The 22,388-nt window shown below is 64.0% G+C and carries 17 protein-coding genes and 1 pseudogene; 14 read left to right on the forward strand and 4 right to left on the reverse strand.

Annotated features, from left to right (window positions below; all coding sequences use genetic code 11):
- Positions 1 to 70 precede the first annotated feature (70 nt).
- From HMPREF2914_RS23975 to HMPREF2914_RS24005, 7 genes are all read left to right on the forward strand, one after another.
- The gene (locus HMPREF2914_RS23975) at positions 71 to 2,776 is read left to right on the forward strand and encodes a winged helix-turn-helix domain-containing protein (protein ID WP_003120314.1); all 2,706 of its coding nucleotides are present in this window, start codon (positions 71 to 73) and stop codon (positions 2,774 to 2,776) included.
- A 2-nt stretch (positions 2,777 to 2,778) separates the two neighbouring features.
- Positions 2,779 to 5,502 carry a winged helix-turn-helix domain-containing protein gene (locus HMPREF2914_RS23980; protein WP_003087788.1) on the forward strand — a complete coding sequence of 908 codons (2,724 nt, stop codon included), beginning with the start codon at positions 2,779 to 2,781 and terminating at the stop codon, positions 5,500 to 5,502.
- A gap of 231 nt (positions 5,503 to 5,733) precedes the next feature.
- On the forward strand, positions 5,734 to 6,171 hold the full coding sequence (locus tag HMPREF2914_RS23985) for a DUF6160 family protein (protein ID WP_003098074.1): 438 nt from the start codon (positions 5,734 to 5,736) through the stop codon (positions 6,169 to 6,171).
- 78 nt (positions 6,172 to 6,249) lie between these two features.
- Positions 6,250 to 7,011 (forward strand): C39 family peptidase, encoded by a 762-nt coding sequence (locus tag HMPREF2914_RS23990; protein WP_003098072.1) that lies wholly within the window; start codon positions 6,250 to 6,252, stop codon positions 7,009 to 7,011.
- A 40-nt stretch (positions 7,012 to 7,051) separates the two neighbouring features.
- Complete coding sequence (locus HMPREF2914_RS23995; protein WP_003120313.1) at positions 7,052 to 8,077, forward strand: transporter; 1,026 nt, start codon at positions 7,052 to 7,054, stop codon at positions 8,075 to 8,077.
- Positions 8,078 to 8,096: 19 nt separating this feature from the next.
- Entirely contained in the window at positions 8,097 to 9,695 is a 1,599-nt protein-coding gene (locus HMPREF2914_RS24000; RefSeq protein WP_003132834.1) for an outer membrane protein transport protein, read from the forward strand.
- 13 nt (positions 9,696 to 9,708) lie between these two features.
- Complete coding sequence (locus HMPREF2914_RS24005) at positions 9,709 to 10,896, forward strand: MalM family protein (RefSeq protein ID WP_003132833.1); 1,188 nt, start codon at positions 9,709 to 9,711, stop codon at positions 10,894 to 10,896.
- A 56-nt stretch (positions 10,897 to 10,952) separates the two neighbouring features.
- Here HMPREF2914_RS24005 and HMPREF2914_RS24010 read toward each other — a convergent pair whose 3' ends face one another.
- The 4 genes from HMPREF2914_RS24010 to HMPREF2914_RS24025 form a co-directional block, all read right to left on the reverse strand.
- A complete protein-coding gene (locus HMPREF2914_RS24010) occupies positions 10,953 to 11,936 on the reverse strand; it encodes an alpha-L-glutamate ligase-like protein (protein WP_003087807.1) in 984 nt (327 codons plus the stop codon).
- A 3-nt stretch (positions 11,937 to 11,939) separates the two neighbouring features.
- Positions 11,940 to 13,466, reverse strand: a complete 1,527-nt coding sequence (locus HMPREF2914_RS24015; protein ID WP_003087809.1) for an osmotic stress tolerance membrane protein RloB — start codon at positions 13,464 to 13,466, stop codon at positions 11,940 to 11,942.
- Positions 13,467 to 13,471: 5 nt separating this feature from the next.
- On the reverse strand, positions 13,472 to 14,011 hold the full coding sequence (locus HMPREF2914_RS24020; protein WP_003087811.1) for a retropepsin-like aspartic peptidase RloA: 540 nt from the start codon (positions 14,009 to 14,011) through the stop codon (positions 13,472 to 13,474).
- A 290-nt stretch (positions 14,012 to 14,301) separates the two neighbouring features.
- Entirely contained in the window at positions 14,302 to 15,120 is an 819-nt protein-coding gene (locus HMPREF2914_RS24025) for a posphoenolpyruvate synthetase regulatory kinase/phosphorylase PpsR (protein ID WP_003087813.1), read from the reverse strand.
- Positions 15,121 to 15,291: 171 nt separating this feature from the next.
- Between HMPREF2914_RS24025 and ppsA the strand changes: the two genes are divergently transcribed.
- From ppsA to sigX, 7 genes and pseudogenes are all read left to right on the forward strand, one after another.
- Complete coding sequence (gene ppsA / locus HMPREF2914_RS24035; protein ID WP_003098065.1) at positions 15,292 to 17,667, forward strand: phosphoenolpyruvate synthase; 2,376 nt, start codon at positions 15,292 to 15,294, stop codon at positions 17,665 to 17,667.
- A 69-nt stretch (positions 17,668 to 17,736) separates the two neighbouring features.
- Positions 17,737 to 18,747 (forward strand): annotated as a pseudogene (locus HMPREF2914_RS24040) (alpha/beta fold hydrolase).
- Positions 18,748 to 18,853: 106 nt separating this feature from the next.
- Positions 18,854 to 19,342: a ribonuclease E activity regulator RraA gene (rraA, locus tag HMPREF2914_RS24045; RefSeq protein WP_003087823.1), complete on the forward strand. Its 489-nt coding sequence runs from the start codon at positions 18,854 to 18,856 to the stop codon at positions 19,340 to 19,342.
- 187 nt (positions 19,343 to 19,529) lie between these two features.
- A complete protein-coding gene (locus tag HMPREF2914_RS24050; protein ID WP_003098062.1) occupies positions 19,530 to 20,528 on the forward strand; it encodes a zinc transporter ZntB in 999 nt (332 codons plus the stop codon).
- Positions 20,529 to 20,576: 48 nt separating this feature from the next.
- Positions 20,577 to 20,831 carry a hypothetical protein gene (locus tag HMPREF2914_RS24055; protein WP_003120308.1) on the forward strand — a complete coding sequence of 85 codons (255 nt, stop codon included), beginning with the start codon at positions 20,577 to 20,579 and terminating at the stop codon, positions 20,829 to 20,831.
- A 2-nt stretch (positions 20,832 to 20,833) separates the two neighbouring features.
- Positions 20,834 to 21,658 carry a mechanosensitive ion channel family protein gene (locus tag HMPREF2914_RS24060; RefSeq protein WP_003087830.1) on the forward strand — a complete coding sequence of 275 codons (825 nt, stop codon included), beginning with the start codon at positions 20,834 to 20,836 and terminating at the stop codon, positions 21,656 to 21,658.
- A 71-nt stretch (positions 21,659 to 21,729) separates the two neighbouring features.
- Positions 21,730 to 22,320 (forward strand): RNA polymerase sigma factor SigX, encoded by a 591-nt coding sequence (gene sigX / locus HMPREF2914_RS24065; protein WP_003098059.1) that lies wholly within the window; start codon positions 21,730 to 21,732, stop codon positions 22,318 to 22,320.
- Positions 22,321 to 22,388 lie beyond the last annotated feature (68 nt).

The raw sequence follows: 22,388 nt of genomic DNA on the forward strand, positions 1-22,388 counted from the left end.
GCTAATTATGGAAATATCCCACGGAGATTTGGCTCCGTACCACAATGATAATGACACAGGGATACAGGCCGTGGATGCAGTACAGGATCCAGCAGCCGGCAGCCTTTCGCGCTCCAGAATAGTGCCGCCTCAGGTGCCAGCCGAATATTCTCTTCGCCCCGCGATCCGCAACCTGCTGGATCGCAATCCCCATTCACGCGTTCTGATGTTTTCCGCACCTGCCGGCTTCGGCAAGACCTGCGCGCTCGCCGCCCTGGCCAGGGAGCGCACTGTAGCAGACCAGGCGGTGGCCTGGCTGTCGCTGGCCGAAGAAGACGACGACCCCGCCCGTTTCTGCCGGCAGCTCATCGAGGCGCTGGGCGAAGCCGTGCCGCAGCTTGGCGACGACGCCCAGACCTACCTGCAGAACACCATGCGGGTCCCGGTGGTGGCGGTGATCGAAAGCCTGCTCGGCGATCTCGATCGCTATGCGCGGCCGTTGCTGCTGGTGCTGGACGACCTGCACCTGGTTAGCAACCCGGACATCTTCACCGGCCTCAACCGCCTGGTGCAGTACGCACCCCCCGGGCTGGTCCTGGCCCTGGGCACGCGTTCGCAGCCGGCGCTGAGCCTGGCTACCTGGCGGGCCAAGGGGCTGTTGCTGGAAATCGGTCTCGAGGAGCTGCGCCTCGGCTTCGAGGAAACCCGCGAATACCTCGAGCGTAGCGGTCTCTATCTGGACGAGCCCTGCCTGAAGGCGCTCTATGGCCAGACCGAAGGCTGGGTGGTGGGCGTGCATCTCGTCAGCCTGTGGCTGCGCCAGCAACCGCAGGTGCAGGAAATGGCCCTGCTCGACGGCGACAAGCAGGCGGTCAGCGCCTATCTGCTGGCGGCGGTCTTCGAACGCTTGCCTGGCGATCTGCAGGAAGCGCTGCTGGCCCTTGGCGTTGCCAGCCAATTGAGCGGCGACCTGGCCAACGCCCTGACCGGGCGCCAGGACGGCCAGGCGCTGCTGGAGCGCCTGGAGTCCATGCAATTGTTCCTCCTGCCGCTGGATCGCGAACGCCAGTGGTATCGCTTCCACCTGCTGTTCGCCGACTTCCTCCGCAACCGCCTGCGCGACTCCGATCCGGACCGTTTCAAGCAACTGCATTTCAACGCCAGCCTGTGGTTCACCAACCACCACATGCCGACGTTCGCCATCGAGCATGCCTGTGCGGCGGAAGACCCGGAGATGATCGCCGCGCTGGTCGACGGATGCGGACTGGAGCTGATCAACCGCGGCCAGCTCAGCCTGATCTACCGTTGGCGCAAGCATGTGCCGGACGAAATCGCCGAGCGCTATCCGATCCTGGTCCTTACCGATGTCTGGTCGCGGGCCAGCGACCTCAGCCTGGGCGAGGCCAACCGGATCATCGACGAACTGCTGGCGCGCTGGGGGGAGAGCCGCGGCGATGGGCCGATGGGCGACCAGTACCTCTCCGCGCTGGCGGTGAAGGCGGTGGTGGCGTTGCAGAAGGACGATCTGGAACTGTGCATCGCCCTGGCTCGCCGGGTCGAGGTCCAGCTCGGGCAGAACGCTGCCTTCCTCGAAGTGGCGGTGTTGATCACCGCCGCGCTGGCCCAGGTGGTCCGTGGCCAGGGCGACCAGGCGCGGCGCCTGCTGGGACTGGCGCAGCAGCGCAATCATTTCCTCGAAGGGCGCTACCTGGACATGCAACTGGCCAACGTCGAGGTGATCCTCGCACTCGAGCAGGGCCAGGTGAAGCAGGCGCAACTGCTCATCGAGCGGCTCCGCCAGCGTGCCCGGCCGCTGTTCGAGAAGTCCAGGAGCGCGCTGGCGCTGCCGACCATCACCGAGGCCCTGACCGCCTACTACAGGATCGAGCTGGACGGGCTGGAAGAGCGCCTGGGCTGGGCGCTCGGGCATGTGGATGTGATCAATCCGATCGATTTCTATGCCCAGGGGCAGATCTGCCTGGCGCGCACCCAGCGCCTGCTGGGACGGCCGAAGGAGGCGCTGGCCAGCCTGGCGGCGATGCAGGCCCTGGCCTCGCGCAATCAGTCGTGGCGCTTCTTCGCCCAGGCCATGGCCGAAGAGATCAACCTGATCCTCCAGGACAGCGGCCCCGACCGCCTGAAGCGCGCCGAGCAGCGGTTGAAGAGCGTGGACTGGAACAAGATGGCGGCACACTACCGCAACATGGCCTTCAACCCGGTCAACTGGTCGCTGGGCGTGAGCCGCGTGCGCCTGTTGCAGGGGCGAGGACATTTCAGCGAGGCGCTGCACGAGATCACTCAGTTGCGCGGCACCTTGCAGCCCGGTTGGCACGGCCTGCAGCGCCTGCGCCTGGATATCCTGGCGGCGCTCAGCTATCAGCGCCTGGGCTACCAGGAACGGGCCAACAGCCTGCTCGGCGAATGCCTGATCAATGCCGAACGGGAAGGGGTGCGCAGCCTCTTCATCGAGGAAGGCGACGGCATTCGCCAGTTGCTCCAGCAACTCGAATCCACCGAGCGCCAGCCGGCGCTACAGACCTTCATTCGCGGCCTGCTCGGCATCTGGCCCGGGCAGGGCGTGCGCAAGCCCCAGGATGCGCTCGAGGAAGGCCTGACGGAGCGCGAGCGCGAAGTGGTCTGCCTGGCCGCACAGGGCCTATCCAACGAAGAAATCGGCCAGCGCCTGTCGCTGGCCCTGGGGACCGTCAAATGGCATCTGCACAACATCTACGAAAAGCTCAAGGTGCGCAATCGCACCCAGGCGATCCGGCGAGCCCGCGAGCTGAGCCTTCTCTGACCATGGGCCATCGCGACGGTGTTCCCGCCAGCACCATCCCGCTGTTGCAGACCAAGCTGTTCCCGCCAGGCGCCGGAGGGCTGCCGCTGCTGCCCCGCCAGGCGCTGATCGACCGCCTGTACGAGGCCCGCGGGCGACGCGCGATGGTGCTCAGCGCGCCGGCCGGCTTCGGCAAGAGCACCATCCTCTGCCAGTTGCGCCTGCGCCTGCTGGAGCAGGGCGCGGCGGTGGCATGGCTGTCCTGCGACGAGACCGACAGCGAACCGCAGCGTCTGATCCAGTACCTGCTGGCGAGCATCCAGCGAGTGGTCCCGGCATTCGGCGGCAATACCGCCAATCTGCTCGGCACCGACGTCGCGGTGCCGCTGGAGGGTATCCTGGATGCCTTCCTCGCCGACCTGCGTCGCCTGGAAGGCCCCTTGTACCTGTTCCTCGACGATTTCCACCGCATCCGCCACGCCGCCTTGCCGCATGGGGTTCGCTACCTGATCGAGAACCTGCCCGATCACGTGCGGGTGGTGGCCTCGACCCGCTTCCGCCCGCGCTTCCTGGTCGACGAGCCGACCCTCAAGCCCTGGACCTTCTGCCTGAGCGCGGAAGACCTGCGACTTTCGCGCGAGGAGAGCGATGCGTTTCTCCTCGATCTCAAGGGGCTGGAGCTGGGCGAGCGTGAGCTGAAGCTGCTGTTCAAGCGCACCGAAGGCTGGATCACGGCGTTGCACCTGGCGGCCCTGGCCCTCAGTCGCAATACCGACCGGGAAGGTTTCCTCCGCGGGCTCTCCGGGACCGAACGGAACATCGCCGACTACCTGGCGGAAGACGTGCTGGCCAGCCTGCCCGCCGACCTGCAGCTGTTCCTCGACCAGACCTCGGTGCTCGACGAGTTCAATGCGGAACTGTGCAATGCGCTGACCGGACGTCGCGACGGCCTGGACATGCTCATGCGCCTGCAGAACGAGCAGTTGTTCGTCATCGCCCTGGACGACCAGCGCGAATGGTTCCGCTACCACCATCTGTTCGCCGAGTTCCTCCAGGGGCGGCTGTCCCGGCATGCCGATCCGACCCCGTTGCTGCATGCGGCGGCGCGCTGGTGCGAGGGGCGCGACCTGGCCGACCGGGCGATCAAGTACGCCCTTCGCGCCCGCGACTACCTGTTCGCCGCCGAGTTGCTGGAGCGCCAGGGCGCGCGCCTGATCGCCGGTAACCGGGTGTACGGCATCCTCGGCATGCTCAACGGCATTCCCGCCGAGGTGATCCGCGAGCATCCGGTGTTCCAGATCTTCTACGCCTGGCAACTGGCGTTCGAGCAACGCTTCGCCGAGGCCGAGGCGTTGATCGAGGAGGTCAGCCACCGCCTCTTGCAGGGGCGCGGCAAGGTCATGCACTTCGGGCTCGGCGAGTTGCTCGCCGCCGCCCAGGTGCTCAAGGCCCTGGTGTTGCTCTACCAGGACAAGCTCGAAGCCTGCCTGAAGGTCGCCCGTCACTGGCTGTCCATGGTTCCGAGCAACCAGCCGGTGTTCCGCGCCAGCCTGCTCTGCGTGCAGGCTTCGGCGCATGCGCTGCTCGGCGACTACGCCGAGGCCGCCGGCGCCATCGGTTCCGCGCGGGAGGACCTGAAAGTCGCCGACAGCGAGTACCTGCAGGTGGTGACCAGCCTGATCGAATCCCTGATCTGCAAGGAGAGTGGCGATCTGGAGCGGGGCAGGGCGATCGCCGAGTCGGCGCGCAACCGGGTCGAGCAGGTATTCGGCCGGCGCAGCCGGGTCGGCGGCCCCTTGTCGCTGGCCTATGCCGACCTGCTCTACGAGCAGGACCGGCATGCCGGCGTGCTCGCCGAACTACCGCTGGCGACGGTCTGGCGGGATGTCGCGACGCCGGTGGAACTGCTCAGTCGCGGCCAGTTGGTCATGGCCAAGGCGCGCTTCTTCTCCGGCGCCGCCGAGCAGGGGCTGGCGCAACTCGACGAATGGCTGAGCGGTCTGCTCTCGCCCGGCTACGAGCGTGTCTATGCTCACGCCATGAGCTGCAAGGTGCAGTTCCTGCTGTGGCTGCGCCGTCCGAACGAGGCCGAACGGGTCTGCCTGCAACTGGAGCGGCATCTTGCCGGGCTCTCCGGCGAGCGGCACGCCGACGCACAGACCGCCCTGGTCCTGGCGGAGGCTCGGCTGGCATTGTCCGAGCGTCACGCGGAACGCGCGCAGAGCAAGCTGGAAAGCTGTCTGGCCGGCTACTCTTCCGCTTACCAGAGGGATCGGCGGCTGCGTTTGTCCTTGTTACTTTCTGTGGCGTATTGGCAGAAAGGTAACAGCGAAAAAGCCATCGGCCTGTTCCTCGCCACGCTCGAGGAAGCCTGGAATCTCGGCTATCGCCGGCTGTTCCAGGACGACGCGTTGTGGCTGTTGCCGATGTGGGAAAGCTGGAGGGAAGCGGAGCCCAAGCGTGCCGCGGCCTGGCAGGGGCTGGCCGACCTGCTCCGCGAGCAGTGCCGGAAGCTCTCCGTGGACCCGGAAAGTTTCGATGAAAATCAGGATGTTAGCCATCGCGAACGGGAAATCCTGCGGCTGGTGGCGGCGGGCTTGTCGAACCGCGATATCGCGCAGGCGGTGCACCTGTCGGAAGCCACCATCAAGTGGCACCTGCACAACCTGTTCGCCAAGCTGGGTGTGAAGAGCAGAACGCAAGCCGTACTAAAGGGTAAAAGCCTGGGACTGCTGAGCGAGGCGTGAGCGGCAGCCGCCATCGCTCCATCCCTTGGATGGGCTGGCGGCGGAAGGGGTGGCCCAGTAGCTTGGAATCCAGGACGAGAGAGCATGAGGCTCTACCGAATCCATGTCCGGGACACCTAGGGAAGCAGTACCGGACCTGGAGACCGGCGAGATGCCGGTCGATCTGCCGGGGACAGGATGCAAACGGCAGTGCCCTGGGGCAAACCACACCTGAACACTGGAGAAATAACAATGAAAAAGCACCTGTTCCTTGCAACTGCTGTTCTGGCTGCTCCCTTGCTGGCGCATGCCGACCTGAAAGCCATGGACGATGGCGCGCTGTCCGACGTGACCGGCCAGGCAGGCATCAGCATTTCCGGTACTTTCCAGGGCTCCGTCGGGGCCGTGACCTACACCGATACCGACACCAACGGCGGCTCCCTGCGGCTGGAGAACATCAGCCTGCCGGCGCTGACCATCGACGATACCAAGCCGCTGACCATCGACGTCGTCACCACCGACATCGGCGGCAAGTCGACCCAGCAACTGGCCATCGGCCTGCCGGCCATCACCGGCGACGTGACCGTGGGCGCCATCAAGGTGGGCGACACCAGCGCCGCCAGCATCGGCTCGCTGACCGTCTCCGGGCTGAACATGGCCGGTTCCACCATCAAGGTCTGGGGTCACTGATCCAGGAACCGAGTCGAGACGCGAAGACCTCGCCGAGGCATCGGCGGGGTCTTTCTCCGAAAGAGGTACGACGGGGCGATGTTCGAGATTTTGCTGGGAAGTCTGATCGGACTGTTCGGGTTCACCCAGACGGTCGATACCAAGCCGCAACCGCAGGGCACGGTCAACCTCAGCCAGCCTCTGACCCCCAATGGACCCTACCGCGAATCGGTGCAACTGGAGCCGATGAGCCAGTTGCAGTTCCGCAACGTCATCCGCCAGGCCTATGACTACAGCTGCGGCTCGGCGGCGCTTACCACGCTGCTGGACTACTACCTCGGGCGCAACCTCGAGGAACGCCAGGTCATGGAAGGGCTGCTGCGCTATGGCGAGGCCGATAAGATCGTGCAGCGCCGCGGTTTCTCGCTGCTCGACATGAAGCGCTACGCCGCTGCGCTGGGCTACAAGAGCGGTGGTTTTCGCGCCGAGTTCAGCGACCTGGACGCTCTCGAGCATCCGGCGCTGGTCCCCATCCACTATGCCGGCTTCAAGCATTTCGTGGTGGTGCGCGATGTCTACAACGATCACGTCTTCGTCGCCGATCCGGCCTTGGGCAACATCAGCTTCACCCGGACGCGCTTCGAGGAAATCTGGGACCAGAACGTCCTGTTCGTGATCTTCCCGAGTGGGCAGGAGCCCCGCAACGCGCTGGCGCTGAACGATCGCGACATGCGCCTGGTGGACGACCGCACCGTCAGCCTGCTGGCGTTCCGCGAGTTTCCGCAGATCAACAAGATCACTGAAAACCAGGTCCGTGAGCTGGGCACTGGTGGCGACGTCATACACCTGCGCACCAAGTAGCAGATACCCAAAAACAAGAACAATCTCTGGGGATAGCGCCATGAGAATCAGGGGGTACACATGCGCGGCGGCGCTGATGCTGTCTATCAGCGGTTTGTCCGTTGCCGAGGAAGCCTCGGTCGACCAGGCCCGTGACGCGCTGGCCAAGAAGAATGACGATGCCGACAGCGCCAAGGCGCTGGAGGAAGTCTTCCAGGCCGCCGAGAAGAGCTACACCTTGCTGAAGAAGGGCGAGCGGACCCTGACCTACGGTTTCGACTACGCGCTGGTGCGCGACCAGCGGCTGACCCTGGTGCCGCTGACCAAGACCAGCGGCGGCACGCAGATCTACGGCCTCGCCGGCCGGCAGAGCCAGTCCCAGCACACCTTCACCAACTCCTTCACCTTCGACTACGGGATCTGGGACAACCTCACCTTCAGTTTCCGCCTGCCGCTGGTAGCCAAGTACGACACCGAGATGGATACCCACGCCTACAGCCTCGGCGACGTTTCCGCGACCTTGCGCTGGCAGCCCTGGGCGGCGGTGCGCGGGCGGCCGGTCACCACGCTGTATACCACCATCGGCCTGCCGACCGGCGACAGTCCCTACAAGACCAACCTGGACAAGGACATCTCCACCGGCAACGGCTACTACAGCCTGGGCTTCGGCGCGAACATGTCCTATGTGATCGACCCGGTGGTCCTCTACGGCTCGCTCGGCTACACCTGGAACCTGCCGGTGGACGACGTGCACCAGACCCTGGCCGACAACTCCCAGCTGGAGAAGGTCTCGCCCGGCAACACGATCAACTTCAACATGGGCATGGCCTACGCGCTGTCCTACGACGTCTCGCTGGCGACTTCGTACCAGATGGCCTACACGCTGAAGAACCGCTACCACACCACTGCCGGTACGTTCGAGTCGTCCGAACAGACCAGTAGCATCATGAACTTCTCGCTCGGCTTGCGGACGTCACCGGACTACATCGTCAACGTCAACGCCGGTTTCGGCCTCACGGAAGACTCGCCGGATGTACTGCTGGGGTTATCCGTACCCCTCGATATCAAAGGGCTGAAGGCCCAGTAACCCGCGAGCGAGGCCTGTTATGAAGATGCGCATTGCGCCGCTCTGGCTGGCGCTGGCAGGGGTGTGCCTGGCCTGGATTCCGCCGGCCGGCGCGCAGATGGCCAACGACCTGACCATCGGCAACCCGAAAGCCATGGCCCTCGGCAACGCCGTGACCGCCGACGAGACCGGCATCGATTCGGTGCACTACAACCCGGCGGCGCTGACCAAGATGAAGGGCCGCCAGGCGACCGTGAAGCTGCTCACCGGGGTAATGGACATCCGCGCCGGCTTCAAGGCGCCGCCGAACTACGGCGAAGGCACCTTCGGCCTGCGCGACGACCCGGTCGCCAACAGCCACAGCCGGACCCTGACCCCGACCATGTACCTGCCCGGCCTCGGCGGCATGACCGACGTGCCGTTGCTGGTGGCGCCGCTGGCCGGGATCTCGATCAACCCGCCGGGTTCCAAGTTCACCTTCGCCACCAACGTCTACACCCCGCAAGCGCTGGGCTACAGCCGCGATTCCGATAGCGATCCGGCGCGCTACCAGGGACGCGAGGTGTCGTTGCAGCGGCTCACCTACTTCTCGCCGACCCTGGCCTACCAGGTCAACGACGAGCTGTCGGTCGGCCTGTCGGTGGGTTTTTCCCACCAGGCAGTAGCGTTGAACGAGGATTTCCGGGCGCCGAACCAGTTGCTCGGGCTGTTGCAGCAGACCAAGGAGATCGGTTGCCTGCCGGGAATGCAGGAGATCCTCGAGGTGTTCTTCAACGTCTGCGGCGGCAACATCGGTCCGTTCCAGAACCTGGCCAATATCGACCTGGACATGCAGCAGTCGCTGTCGCCCAGCTTCAACCTCGGCGTGCTCTGGGAGCCCACCGACTGGTTCGCCTGGGGCGCGACCTACCAGAGCGAGTCGCGGATGAGGCTCAAGGGCAAGTACCGGGTCGACTACGGCCAAGGCTGGCAGGGTTTCTGGACCGGGGTGCACAAGTCGCTCGGTGGTGCGATCCTCGGCCAGATGTTCCCCTACGGGAACGTCGATGAAGAGCATGGCAACGCCACGATGAACATGGTCTACCCGGATGCCTTCTCCACCGGCGTGAAGCTGCGCCCGTTCAAGAAGTGGCAATTCAACTTCGACCTGAAATGGAACGGCTACAGCGACTGGAACGAGTTCAAGATCGAGTTCGACCGCGAGCTTGACCTGCTGCGCATCGCCAAGTACCTCGACTCGAAGGACGCCACCAGCCACAGCATCACCCTCGACCGCGGCTACCGCGATACCTGGAGCTGGGCCATGGGCGTGCAGTACGACGTCAACGACCGTTTGCAGCTGCGCGCCGGCTACGAATACCGGCCTTCGGCGATCCCCAAGGGCCAGGCGGACATCCTGGTGCCGATCGGCGATGCCAATCTCTACGGCCTGGGGCTGGGCTACCAGTGGGACAAGGACACGGTGATCGATGTCGGTTTCAACTACTTCGTCACCAAGCAGAGCGTCAAGGCCGATACCAGCTGCAACCTGAACTGCACCGGGCTCGACAACCTGGTGTACAACCCCTACGCGGGACTGGACGTGGACACCACGGTGAAGGCCTATATTTTCGCCATGACCTACCGTACGACCTTCTGAGGGCTGGAGCATGATGCGCGCATCCATCGTACTTTGCGTCTTCTCCCTGGCGCTGCCGGCATCTTCGCCGGGCTGGGCCTCCGGCGGGCGCTACCTGACCTGGGTGGACGACAATGGCGGGGTGCACAACACCTTCGTCGACGGCCAGTTCGACCGCCAGCAGCGCCAGGCGCGGCAGCGCATCGGCCAGAGCGACCAGGCGCGGGTGCTGAACAAGGCGGACAACGCCACGCAGTGGCCGGGGAACAGCAGCGGAGGGGAGAGCAAGCGTCGCTACTACACCTGGATCGATGCCAACGGCAACGTGCAGAACAGCTTCTATGCCGGCGCCCAGGTCGCCGGCCAGCGCGCCGACTACGTCCTGCCCAACGGCGAGCACTCCGCCGAATACATCGATGCCGAGGCCTTCGAGGGCAAGGGTTTCGTTCGCAGCGAGAACGGCAGTCCCTACTACACCTGGGTGGACGAGAAGGGCCGCATGCACAACTCGCAGATCCCGCCCGAGGAGCGCGCGGCGCGCTTCAAGCGGGAGGCCGCGCCTTCGTCGCAGATCGCCTTCACCGAGGGCCGGCAGATCGAGTTCAAGCAACGTCCGACGGCGTTGCCCGGGCTGGATGGCGCCGGCCAGCAGAGCGATGCGCTGAAGGCTTTGCTCAAGGGCACCGAGATGACCATCGACGATCTCTACCAGGACCTGCAACGGCGCTGCTGCGAGCAGATCGCCGAGAGCGACTTCACCGAACTGGATGCCGACGAGCCGCGCTACGAGGAGTTGAACCGCTTCTCGCCGAGCTTCGACTTTCCCATGGGCAGGAGCTTCTACGCGGCGATCCGGCTGCCGCGCTCCCAGGGGGTCTACGGCCTGCGCATCCGCAGTTTCGCCAATCGCCAGGTGGTCTACCCGTCGCTGCTGTTCCTCGACGAGCACAAGCGGCCAACCCGGCTGGTCAGCGACGCGGTGTACAAGCTGAACCCGGAAACCTGGTATCGCTACGCTTTCATCGAGGGTACGGTGCCGGTGCGGGCCAATCGCGGCGAGCGCTACGTGCTGCTGCTGACCACCGACGAGGACCGCTCGCTGCAAACCCTCGACAACAAGCCGTTCAAGCGTCCGCTACAGGGCCTGGCGGTGAACGAGGCGGGCATGCAGGTGCATGAGCACGCCCGGCAGGGCGGCTTCGAGCTGGCCGTGGTGCGTTGAAATCCGAGACATGAAAAAGCCCGGCCGGAGCCGGGCTTTTTCATACCGGAAGCACGTCAGCCCTGGTGCTGCTGGACGTGGCCGAACAACTGCTGGGAGAAGCGTACGCGCTCTTCCGCGGACTCTTCGATGCCTTTCGCCTTGAGTTCTTCCAGTCGCGCCTCGACGGCGTGGCAGCGGTGCACCAGGCCGCTGTCGTTGGCGATCTGGATGTTCAGGCCCGGGCGGGCGTTGAGTTCGAGGATCAGCGGGCCTTTCTCCTGGTCGAGAACCATGTCCACGCCGATGTAGCCGAGGCCCGACAACTCGTAGCAACCGGCCGCCAGCTTCATGAAGCCGTCCCAGTTCGGCAGTTGCACGCCGTCCACCGCGTTGGTGGTGTCCGGGTGCTTGGCGATCTTGTTGTTCAGCCAGGTGCCGCGCAGGGTGACGCCGGTGGCCAGGTCGACGCCCACGCCGATGGCGCCCTGGTGCAGGTTGGCCTTGCCGCCCGACTGCCGGGTCGGCAGGCGCAGCATGGCCATCACCGGGTAGCCCATCAGTACGATGATGCGGATGTCCGGGACACCTTCGTAGCTGATGCTCTTGAAGATCTGGTCGGGGGTCACCCGGTACTCGATCAGTACGCGGTCGCGATGGCCGCCGAGGGAGTAGAGGCCGGAGAGGATGCTCGAGATGTGGTGCTCGATCTCCTCGTGGCTGACGATCTTCCCCGACACGGTCTTGTAGCGGCCCTCGAAGCGGTCGGCGATCACCATGATGCCGTCGCCGCCGGCGCCCTGCGCCGGCTTGATGACGAAATCGTTGTGCTCGCCGATGATCTCGTTGAGCTTGTCGATGCCTTTCTCGGTCTCGATGATGCCGTACATCTCCGGCACGTGGATGCCGGCCTCGAGCGCGCGTTCCTTGGTGATGATCTTGTCGTCCACCACCGGATACAGGTGCCGCTTGTTGTACTTCAGGACGTAATCGGCATTGCGTCGGTTGATGCCCATCACGCCTTTCGCGGTCAGGTCTTTCCAGGTCTTCCAGATCGACATGGTTCAGTCCTTGAGCAGGGCCTTGAAGCGGAACAGCTCGGTCAGGCGGTAGCCGCGGTAGCGGCCCATGGCGAGCATGAAGGCGACCAGGATCAGCAGCACGGCCGGGAAGGTGAAGATGAAGTACACCAGTTCCGGGATGCGCATGAGGATGTGCGCCAGCGATGCCGCGAACAGGGTGCCGATGGCCACCTTCATCGCATGGCCGCCGCCGCGCTCTTCCCAGGTGATCGACAGGCGTTCGATGGTCATGGTCAGGATCACCATCGGGAACAGGGCGATCGACAGGCCGCTCTCGAAGCCGAGCTTGTGGCTGAACAGGCTGATCACCGCGATCATCACCACCACGAAGGTCAGCACCACCGAGAGGCGCGGCAGCATCTGCAGCTTCAGGTGCTCGAGATAGGAGCGCAGCGACAGGCCCAGGGCGGTGATCACGGTGAACAGGGCGATACCCCATTGCAGGCCGGTCTCGCGGAAGGCCAGGGCGATCAGCACCGGGGTGAAGGTGCCGAGGGTCTGCAGGCCGATCAGGTTGCGCAGGATCAGGATCACCAGCACGCCGATCGGGATCATGATCATGATCTGGAAGGTCTGCTGGGTGGACAGCGGCAGGCCGTACAGGGAGTACTCGAGGAAGGCCGCCTCGGTGTTCTCGTCGGACAGCTTGGCCAGGCGGATGGCGTTCATCTCGCTGCTGTTCAGGCTGAAGCTGACTTGGGCCTTCTTGCCGCCGTCGATGGTCATCAGCGGCTCATCGCCAAGCCACCAGATCAGGCGATCGGAGGGCAGGCCCTGTTCGCCGGTGACCACGTTGAAGTACAGCCAGTTCTCGCCGTTGAAGCTGCGCAGCCACAGTTCCGGGCTCTGTTGCAGGTCGGCGACCAGGCGGATGGTGTGGACCCGCTCCATCGGCACATGGGCGATGGACAGCAGGGTCTCGACGATATGCGCTTTCTTTTCCAGGCTGGTGTCGCCGGCCATCAGCAGCTTGACGTTGTCGTCGTTGCCGTTGTTGGCGCGCTTGATGGCTTCGCTGACGAAGGTCTCGACGTCGGCCGAGTGCTGGCGAATGGGGGCCAGCAGGGCTTCTGCGGCGATCTTCTCCGGGCCTTCCAGGGGCAGGCTGTCGCGGAAGATCGGGCCTTTCTCCTTGGTCTTCTCGCCGGTGTAGCGCTTGGTCAGCACCAGGCGGTAGTACAGGGTCTGCTTGCCGTTGGCGCGGCGGGCGGACCAGGTCACCTTGCGATTGCCGTCGGCGCGATTGATGCTGACGCCGTAATTGTTGGAGACGAAGCTTTCGTTGAGGCTGACGTAGTCCTGGCTCAACGGCGGAACGAACATCTGCACCTTGACCGGGGTTTTCGGCGTGGCGACGAAGTCGACCTTGGCATCGATGTTCCAGAGGTCATCGGTTTCGGCTTCGGTAACGGGAATACCCTGGACGAAAATCTGATAGGCGGTGATCGCCACACCCAGGGTCAGCAGGATGGCGATCAGGACTTTCAGATGCAGGTTGAGAGAGCGCATGTCGTTTACTCAGCAGGTTTTGCATCAGGTTTGCAGCCGGGTTTCCCGGCCGAGTATTTCAAACTCGGATCGACCAGTGCGTCGAATTTCTTCAAGGCCTCCGAGCCGATCAAAAGCGGGTATTGGAATGCACTTCGGTCGGTCAGGTTCACTTCGATGGTGCGAATCGCCTTGCCCATGCAGACCTGCAGCTCGATCACCGGACGGGCGGTATAGGCCTTGCCCTCGTCGGGGTTGAAGTCGCCGTGGCGGCGCTTGATCTTGCTGATCCGCGCCAGGGGCTTCTCGATCGGGGTGTCGTCGGCGTTGTCGGTGGCCAGGTAGAAGCGCACCCAGGTTTCGCCGTCGCGCTTGAAACGCTTGATGTCGCGGGCGCTGAGGGAGGCGGTCTTGGCGCCGGTGTCGAGCTTGGCGGCCAGTTGGATGTCCGGGTCGTTGATGCGCGCGTATTCGTTCAGGCCGTAGACCGTCTTTTCGGCGGCTACGCTCAGGCCTGGTACGGCGATGAATAGGCAGAGCAGGGGAGCTAAGGGCTTGAGTTTCATAAGTCCTGGTTGGTGTCGCGTTCGGCGGGTCGATCTTGCGATCGCTGTCCAGTCCGTGACGGAAAACCCTGCGTCATCGACCTGCGCTCGGCAGGCCGGGCATGCCGGGCGCCCCGCCAGGCGCATGCGGGCCGCATTCTATCACGCGGTTTTTCGGCAGCGACAGCCGCTTATACCACTTGGTCGGGGTTTTGCTCCTGGGATGAAACGAAATTCCATCCAGGGGCTCGAAGCGTTACCGGAAGCGGGCAAGGGACCTTGGCGGTGCCGAGCCGCTGGCCCCGGAGCGGTTATTTGAAGCGCCGTTCCACGCCTTTTTCGACGAGGATCTTTGCGGAAATCTCCTCCACCGAGAAATGCGTGGAGTTGATGTAGGCGATGTTTTCGCGGCGGAACAGGCTTTCGACCTCGCGTACCTCGAATTCGCACTGGGCGAAGCTGGCGTAGCGACTGTTGGGCTTGCGTTCGTTGCGGATCGCGGTGAGGCGGTCGGGGTCGATGGTCAGGCCGAACAGCTTGTGCTTGTACTGCTTGAGGGCGTTCGGCAGTTGCAGGCGCTCCATGTCCTCTTCCGTCAACGGGTAGTTGGCGGCGCGGATGCCATACTGCAGGGCCATGTACAGGCAGGTGGGCGTCTTGCCGCAGCGCGAGACGCCGACCAGGATCAGGTCGGCCTTGTCGTAGTAGTGGGTGCGGGCGCCGTCGTCGTTGTCGAGGGCGAAGTTCACCGCCTCGATGCGATCCATGTAGTTGGAGTTGTGGCCGATGGAGTGGGACTTGCCGACCGAATAGGACGAGTCGGCCGAAAGCTCCTGTTCCAGAGGCGAAAGAAAGGTGGCGAAGATATCGATCATGAAACCGTTGGATTGCGCCAGGACCGCCCGGATGTCGCGGTTCACGATGGTATCGAAGATGATCGGGCGGGCCCCGTCCGACTCGGCAGCATTATTGATTTGCTGTACCATGGCGCGCGCTTTTTCTTCGGTATCGATGTACGGTCTCGTCAGTTTGACGAAGCTGATGTTCTCGAACTGTGCCAGAAGGCTTTGGCCCAGGGTTTCGGCGGTGATACCGGTGCCGTCCGAGATGAAGAATGCGGTTCGTTTCATTTGCACCGAAAGCCTTAAGGTAGGAACGATTCTTGGCTATGATAGGCCGCGCGTTGTCAGAGGCCTTTCTGTCGCAGCATTGTCACTTATTTCTAAGGGCCAGGCCAGAATCCAGCGGAGCTGCTCCTGGCCCCGCTTGAGCTTTTCCAATTCAATAGTGGAGAGATCACCTTGGTAGAGTACGTAGTTTCCCTCGATAAGCTCGGCGTCCATGATGTAGAGCATGTGGGGGGCAAGAACGCATCCCTCGGCGAGATGATCAGCAACCTGGCCGGTGCCGGCGTTTCCGTACCCGGCGGATTTGCCACCACCGCCCAGGCCTACCGTGACTTCCTCGAGCAGAGTGGCCTCAACGACCGTATCCACGCGGCCCTGGACGCCCTGGACGTCGACGACGTCAACGCCCTGGCCAAGACCGGCGCGCAGATCCGCCAGTGGGTGATGGAAGCCGAGTTCCCGGCCCGTCTCGACAGCGAGATCCGCCAGGCCTTCGCCGCCCTGGCCAACGGCAACGACAACCTCGCCGTGGCAGTGCGTTCCTCCGCTACCGCCGAAGACCTTCCGGACGCCTCGTTCGCCGGCCAGCAGGAAACCTTCCTCAATATCCGCGGCGTGGACAATGTGATCCGCGCAGCAAAAGAGGTCTTCGCCTCCCTGTTCAACGACCGCGCCATCGCCTACCGCGTGCACCAGGGCTTCGATCACAAGCTGGTCGCCTTGTCCGCCGGCGTGCAGCGCATGGTCCGCTCGGAAACCGGCACCGCCGGGGTGATGTTCACCCTGGACACCGAATCCGGCTTCCGCGACGTGGTCTTCATCACCGGTGCCTACGGCCTGGGCGAGACCGTGGTTCAGGGCGCGGTGAACCCCGACGAGTTCTACGTCCACAAGCCGACCCTGGAAGCCGGGCGTCCGGCCATCCTGCGCCGCAACCTGGGTAGCAAGGCGATCAAGATGATCTACGGCGACGAGGCCAAGGCCGGTCGCTCGGTCAAGGTAGTGGACGTCGATCGCGCCGATCGCGCCCGCTTCGCCCTGAGCGACGCCGAGGTCACCGAGCTGGCCAAGCAGGCCATGATCATCGAGAAGCACTATGGCCGCCCGATGGACATCGAATGGGCCAAGGACGGTGACGACGGCAAGCTGTACATCGTCCAGGCACGCCCGGAAACCGTGAAGAGCCGCGCCAGCGCCACGGTCATGGAGCGCTACCTGCTGAAAGAGAAGGGGACCGTCCTGGTGGAAGGACGTGCCATTGGCCAGCGCATCGGTGCCGGTCCGGTCAAGGTGATCAACGACGTGTCGGAAATGGACAAGGTCCAACCGGGTGACGTCCTGGTCTCCGACATGACCGACCCGGACTGGGAGCCGGTGATGAAGCGCGCCAGCGCCATCGTCACCAACCGCGGCGGGCGCACCTGCCACGCGGCGATCATCGCTCGCGAACTGGGCATCCCGGCGGTGGTCGGTTGCGGCAATGCCACCCAGATCCTGCAGGATGGCCAGGGGGTGACCGTTTCCTGTGCCGAAGGCGATACCGGCTTCATCTTCGAAGGCGAACTCGGTTTCGATGTGCGCAAGAACTCGGTCGACGCCATGCCCGACCTTCCGTTCAAGATCATGATGAACGTCGGCAATCCCGATCGCGCTTTCGATTTCGCCCAGTTGCCGAACGAAGGCGTGGGCCTGGCCCGCCTCGAATTCATCATCAACCGCATGATCGGCGTGCACCCCAAGGCGTTGCTGAACTTCGCCGGCCTGCCGGCGGACATCAAGGAAAGCGTGGAGAAGCGCATCGCCGGCTATCCCGATCCGGTCGGCTTCTACGTCGAGAAGCTGGTGGAGGGCATCAGCACCCTGGCCGCGGCGTTCTGGCCGAAGAAGGTCATCGTGCGCCTGTCCGACTTCAAGTCCAATGAGTACGCCAACCTGATCGGCGGCAAGCTATACGAGCCGGAAGAAGAGAACCCGATGCTCGGCTTCCGTGGCGCCTCGCGCTACATCAGCGAGTCGTTCCGCGACTGCTTCGAGCTGGAGTGTCGTGCGCTGAAGAAGGTCCGCAACGAAATGGGCCTGACCAACGTCGAGATCATGGTGCCCTTCGTGCGCACCCTGGGCGAGGCGAGCCAGGTGGTCGAGCTGCTGGCCGGGAACGGCCTGAAGCGCGGCGAGAACGGACTGAAGGTCATCATGATGTGCGAACTGCCGTCGAACGCCCTGCTGGCCGACGAGTTCCTCGAGTTCTTCGATGGCTTCTCCATCGGTTCCAACGACCTGACCCAACTGACCCTGGGCCTGGATCGCGATTCCGGCATCGTTGCCCACCTGTTCGACGAGCGCAATCCGGCGGTGAAGAAGCTGCTGGCCAACGCCATCGCTGCCTGCAACAAGGCCGGCAAGTACATCGGCATCTGCGGCCAGGGTCCGTCGGACCACCCGGACCTGGCCCGCTGGCTGATGGAGCAGGGCATCGAGAGCGTCTCGTTGAACCCCGACTCGGTGCTGGATACCTGGTTCTTCCTCGCCGAGGGGCAAGACCAGGCCTGATCGGTCCTCGCTGTATCCGGAAAGGGCGGGTAACACCGCCCTTTTTCGTGCCTCCTGTACAAGACAAGCATGCAAAGCAGTAGTCGCCTCTTTCCTGTCGCCCTGGTCAGCGCCGAATTGCGCGCCGATCTTACCGAAGACATCTACCGCCTGAAGCCCGGCAACAGCCCTGATGCCAGCGTCGAGCTGGTCGTAACCCGGCTCGGACAGCAGGCCGCCGGCGAGCGGCGCGGACCGCCTGTGATCCTCCTGCACGGGAGTTTTTCCAACCGCCGCTTCTGGTACTCGCCGCGTGCGCTCGGATTAGGTCCTTACCTGGCGCGGGCGGGGTTCGATGTCTGGCTGCCGGAAATGCGCGGCCATGGCCTGTCGATTCGCAACGATGGTTACCGGGACAACCGGGTCGCCGACTACGCGCGCTACGACCTGCCGGCGCTGGCCTCCTTCATCCACGAGCAGTGCGGGCAGCCGGCGCACTGGATTGGCCACTCCCTCGGTGGGGTGGTGCTGGCGGCGGGACTGGGCGGGGGCTACCTGGACCAGGCACGGATCGCTTCCGTGGCGTTGTTCGGTAGCCAGGTCAGCACCGCGCACTGGCTGTTCAGGTTGCCCATGGCAGGCATCCTCGCGCGCCTGCTGCTGCGCCGCGTCGACGCGCTATCCGGAAGCCGTTGGCGGCAGGGCCCGGAAGACGAGCCGGTCGGCGTGGCGCTGGAGGTCCTGCGTTGGCATGGGCTGTTCGGCCGCTTCGGCGAGCCGGGCAACGACTGGTGGAAGGGGCTCGCCGCAGTCGACGTGCCGCTATTGGCGGTCGCCGGGGCTGGGGACCGGCAGGACCCGTCCTGGGCCTGTCGCAAGTTGTTCGAGCAGTTCGCCTCGTCCGAGCGCGAATACCTGTTGCTCGGACGCGAGGCTGGCTACGCCGAGGACTACGGGCATATCGAGATGCTGATCGGCAAGGCGGCCCAGCTAGAGGTCTGGCCCTTGGTGGAGCGCTGGCTGCGCCAGTGATCGCCGGTGCGCGACGAATCCGCGTGGGGCGAGGCGCTAGACGTATCGGAAGCCGGAATCAGCGGCTAACATGTGACGCAAATGGCGGCTCCGGTCACGCCGGCGCCGCCGGGGCGGGCGGCCGATGATCCTCCGGAGCTGCCCGAGCCGATCCCTTCACCCACAGGAGCTTCCCATGCATTACGTCACTCCCGATCTGTGCGATGCCTATCCTGAGCTGGTCCAGGTCGTCGAACCCATGTTCAGCAACTTCGGCGGCCGCGACTCCTTCGGTGGCGAGATCGTCACCATCAAGTGCTTCGAAGACAATTCGCTGGTCAAGGAGCAGGTCGACAAGGACGGCAAGGGCAAGGTCCTGGTCGTCGATGGCGGTGGTTCGCTGCGCCGCGCCCTGCTGGGCGACATGCTGGCCGAGAAAGCGGCGAAGAACGGCTGGGAAGGGATCGTCGTGTATGGCTGCATCCGTGACGTCGACGTGATCGCCCAGACCGACCTCGGCGTCCAGGCCCTGGCCAGTCATCCGCTGAAGACCGACAAGCGCGGCATCGGCGATCTGAACGTCGCCGTGACCTTCGGCGGCGTCACCTTCCGCCCCGGCGAGTTCGTGTATGCCGACAACAACGGCATCATCGTTTCTCCGCAGGCCTTGAAGATGCCCGAATAGGGCTTTTTAACAGCCGTTCCGGCCCCGGTGACGCAGGCAGCGTCCCGGGGCTTTTTGCTGGAATGAACCCGAGGCGCGCATATGGGTCTCAGGACTGGCTTTAAGGTTGTGCCGCAAGTCCATGAATTGACTGGTGCCGGACTTGTGTTTTTACTGTCGAAATGGTCGTTTTACCAAGGGAAGCGCAATGCAAGCGTACGAGTCGGGTGACGAGCGCGGCTTGATCTATGGTTACGTCCTCAACGGGCGCGGCGGCGGACGCCGTGTCGGACGCAACCAGATAGCGGTGCTCGACCTGCTGCCGGAGGAGAGCCTTTGGCTGCACTGGGACCGCGGCGTACCGGAAGCGCAGGCCTGGCTGCGGGATTCCGCGGGGCTCAGCGAGTTCGCCTGCGATCTGCTGCTGGAGGAGGCGACCCGCCCCCGTTTGCTCGATCTCGGGGCCGAAAGCCTGCTGGTGTTCCTCCGTGGAGTGAACCTGAATCCGGGCGCGGAGCCGGAAGACATGGTTTCGCTGCGGGTATTCGCCGACGCGCGCCGGGTGATCTCGCTGCGCCTGCGGCCGCTGAAGGCGGTGGCCGATCTGCTCGAGGACCTGGAGGCGGGGAAAGGGCCGAAGACGGCATCCGAGGTCGTGTACTACCTCGCGCACTACCTGACCGATCGCGTCGACACGCTGATCAGCGGGATAGCCGACCAGCTCGATGCTGTCGAGGAGCTGGTCGAGGCGGACGAGCGCGCCAGTCCCGACCAGCACCAGTTGCGTACCCTGCGCCGCCGGTCGGCGGGGTTGCGGCGCTACCTGGCGCCGCAGCGGGACATCTACTCGCAACTGGCGCGCTACAAGCTGTCCTGGTTCGTCGAGGACGACGCCGATTACTGGAACGAGCTGAACAACCGGCTGACGCGGAATCTCGAAGAACTCGAGTTGATACGGGAGCGCATCAGCGTCCTGCAGGAAGCCGAGTCGCGGCGAATTACCGAACGGATGAACCGCACCATGTATCTCCTTGGTATAATCACCGGCTTTTTCCTGCCGATGAGCTTCGTCACCGGCCTGCTGGGAATCAATGTCGGCGGCATTCCAGGGGCGGATGCACCGCATGGGTTCTGGCTGGCCTGCCTGCTGATCGGCGGGGTCGCCACCTTCCAGTGGTGGGTATTTCGTCGGCTGCGCTGGCTCTGACGTGACCTGGGGTGAGGAGAGTGCGTCACTCCCTCGTACAGACATGAGGTGCGCATGCACGATCCGTTCGAAGAGTCCCTGCGGGACCTGCTCAAGGCTTCGGCTCCCCAGCCGGACGACGACGCGCGTCTGGGACGGGTGCTGAAGACCGCCAATCGCCAGGTCGGCGCCGGTGACCTGTTCAGCCTCATGGGGCACTGGCTGCAGGCGCTGATGATCGGCATCAACAACGGTTCGCCGCATCTGGCGCCGGTTTCCCGTATTTCCGCGAAAAACGCATCTTCTGCTGACAAGGCTGAGTGAACATGCAATTCGATATCTGGACCCAGAGCTTGCTGACCGCGATGAACACCCTGTGGGGCAAGCTGGCAGGCTTCATTCCCAACCTGCTCGGCGCCCTGGTGGTCGTTCTGCTCGGCTTCGTCATCGCCAAGCTGCTCGATGCGCTGCTTTCCAAGCTGCTGGCCAAGCTGGGCCTGGACCGGCTGATGGGTGGCACCGGCCTGACCAAGCTGCTGGCCCGGGTCGGTATCCAGGTTCCGGTCTCGACGCTGGTCGGCAAGATCGTCTACTGGTTCGTGCTGCTCGTCTTCCTCGTATCCGCCGCCGAGTCGCTCGGCCTGCAGCGGGTATCCGCCACGCTGGACGTCCTCGCCCTGTACCTGCCCAAGGTGTTCGGCGCGGCCCTGGTGCTGATCGTCGGCGTGCTCCTGGCGCAACTGGTGAACAGCGTCGTGCGCGGCGCAGCGGACGGCGTCGGCCTCGAATACGCGAACGGCCTGGGGCGGATCGCCCAGTGGCTGGTCATCATCATCAGCATCTCGGTGGCGGTGGGGCAGCTCGAGGTCAAGACCGACCTGCTCAACTACATCATCGCCATCGTCCTGATCACCGTCGGCCTGGCCGCTGCGCTGGCCCTGGGCCTGGGCAGCCGCGAGGTCGCCGGGCAGATCATTGCAGGAATCTACGTCCGCGAGCTGTATCAGGTCGGACAACAGGTGAAAGTGGGTGACGTTGAAGGCACTATTGAAGAGATAGGTACGGTCAAGACCATCCTGCTGACGGAAGAGGGAGAGCTTGTGTCGCTGGCCAACCGTCTACTGCTCGATCAGCGAGTTACCAGCCGCTGATCCGGGAGAGATAATGGACGTGGCTGCTCTGCAGGGCGGCCCGGCTTACGATATGACTGGCCTGATCTCACTTGAATAAGCCTCACCCCCTGTCACAGCGGTATGACCCACGCCAGCTTTCCGATGAAGAGCTGGTCGAGCGTGCGCACTCGGAGCTGTTCCACGTGACGCGCGCCTATGAAGAACTGATGCGGCGTTACCAGCGCACGCTGTTCAACGTCTGTGCCCGCTACCTGGGCAACGACCGCGACGCGGACGACGTGTGCCAGGAGGTGATGCTGAAAGTTTTGTACGGGTTGAAGAACTTTGAGGGCAAGTCGAAGTTCAAAACGTGGCTATATAGCATCACGTACAACGAGTGCATCACGCAGTACCGCAAGGAGCGCCGCAAGCGCCGATTGATGGATGCGCTCAGCCTCGACCCGCTGGAGGAGGCTTCCGAGGAGAAGTCGCCGAAGGTTGAGGAGCGGGGCGGATTGGATCGTTGGCTCGTCCATGTCAATCCGATAGATCGGGAGATTCTGGTTCTTCGCTTCGTCGCGGAACTGGAGTTTCAGGAGATAGCGGATATCATGCACATGGGTCTGAGTGCGACGAAAATGCGCTACAAGCGGGCACTGGACCGCCTGCGCGAAAAGTTTTCAGATGCGACCGAAACATAGTTGGGTAAATATTGTCTCTCTATGCGGGAAGTTCTGATAAACTTGCCACCCAAGTTGTGCGGCTGATT

The sequence above is a fragment of the Pseudomonas sp. HMSC067G02 genome (assembly GCF_001813485.1).
GTDB lineage: Bacteria > Pseudomonadota > Gammaproteobacteria > Pseudomonadales > Pseudomonadaceae > Pseudomonas > Pseudomonas aeruginosa.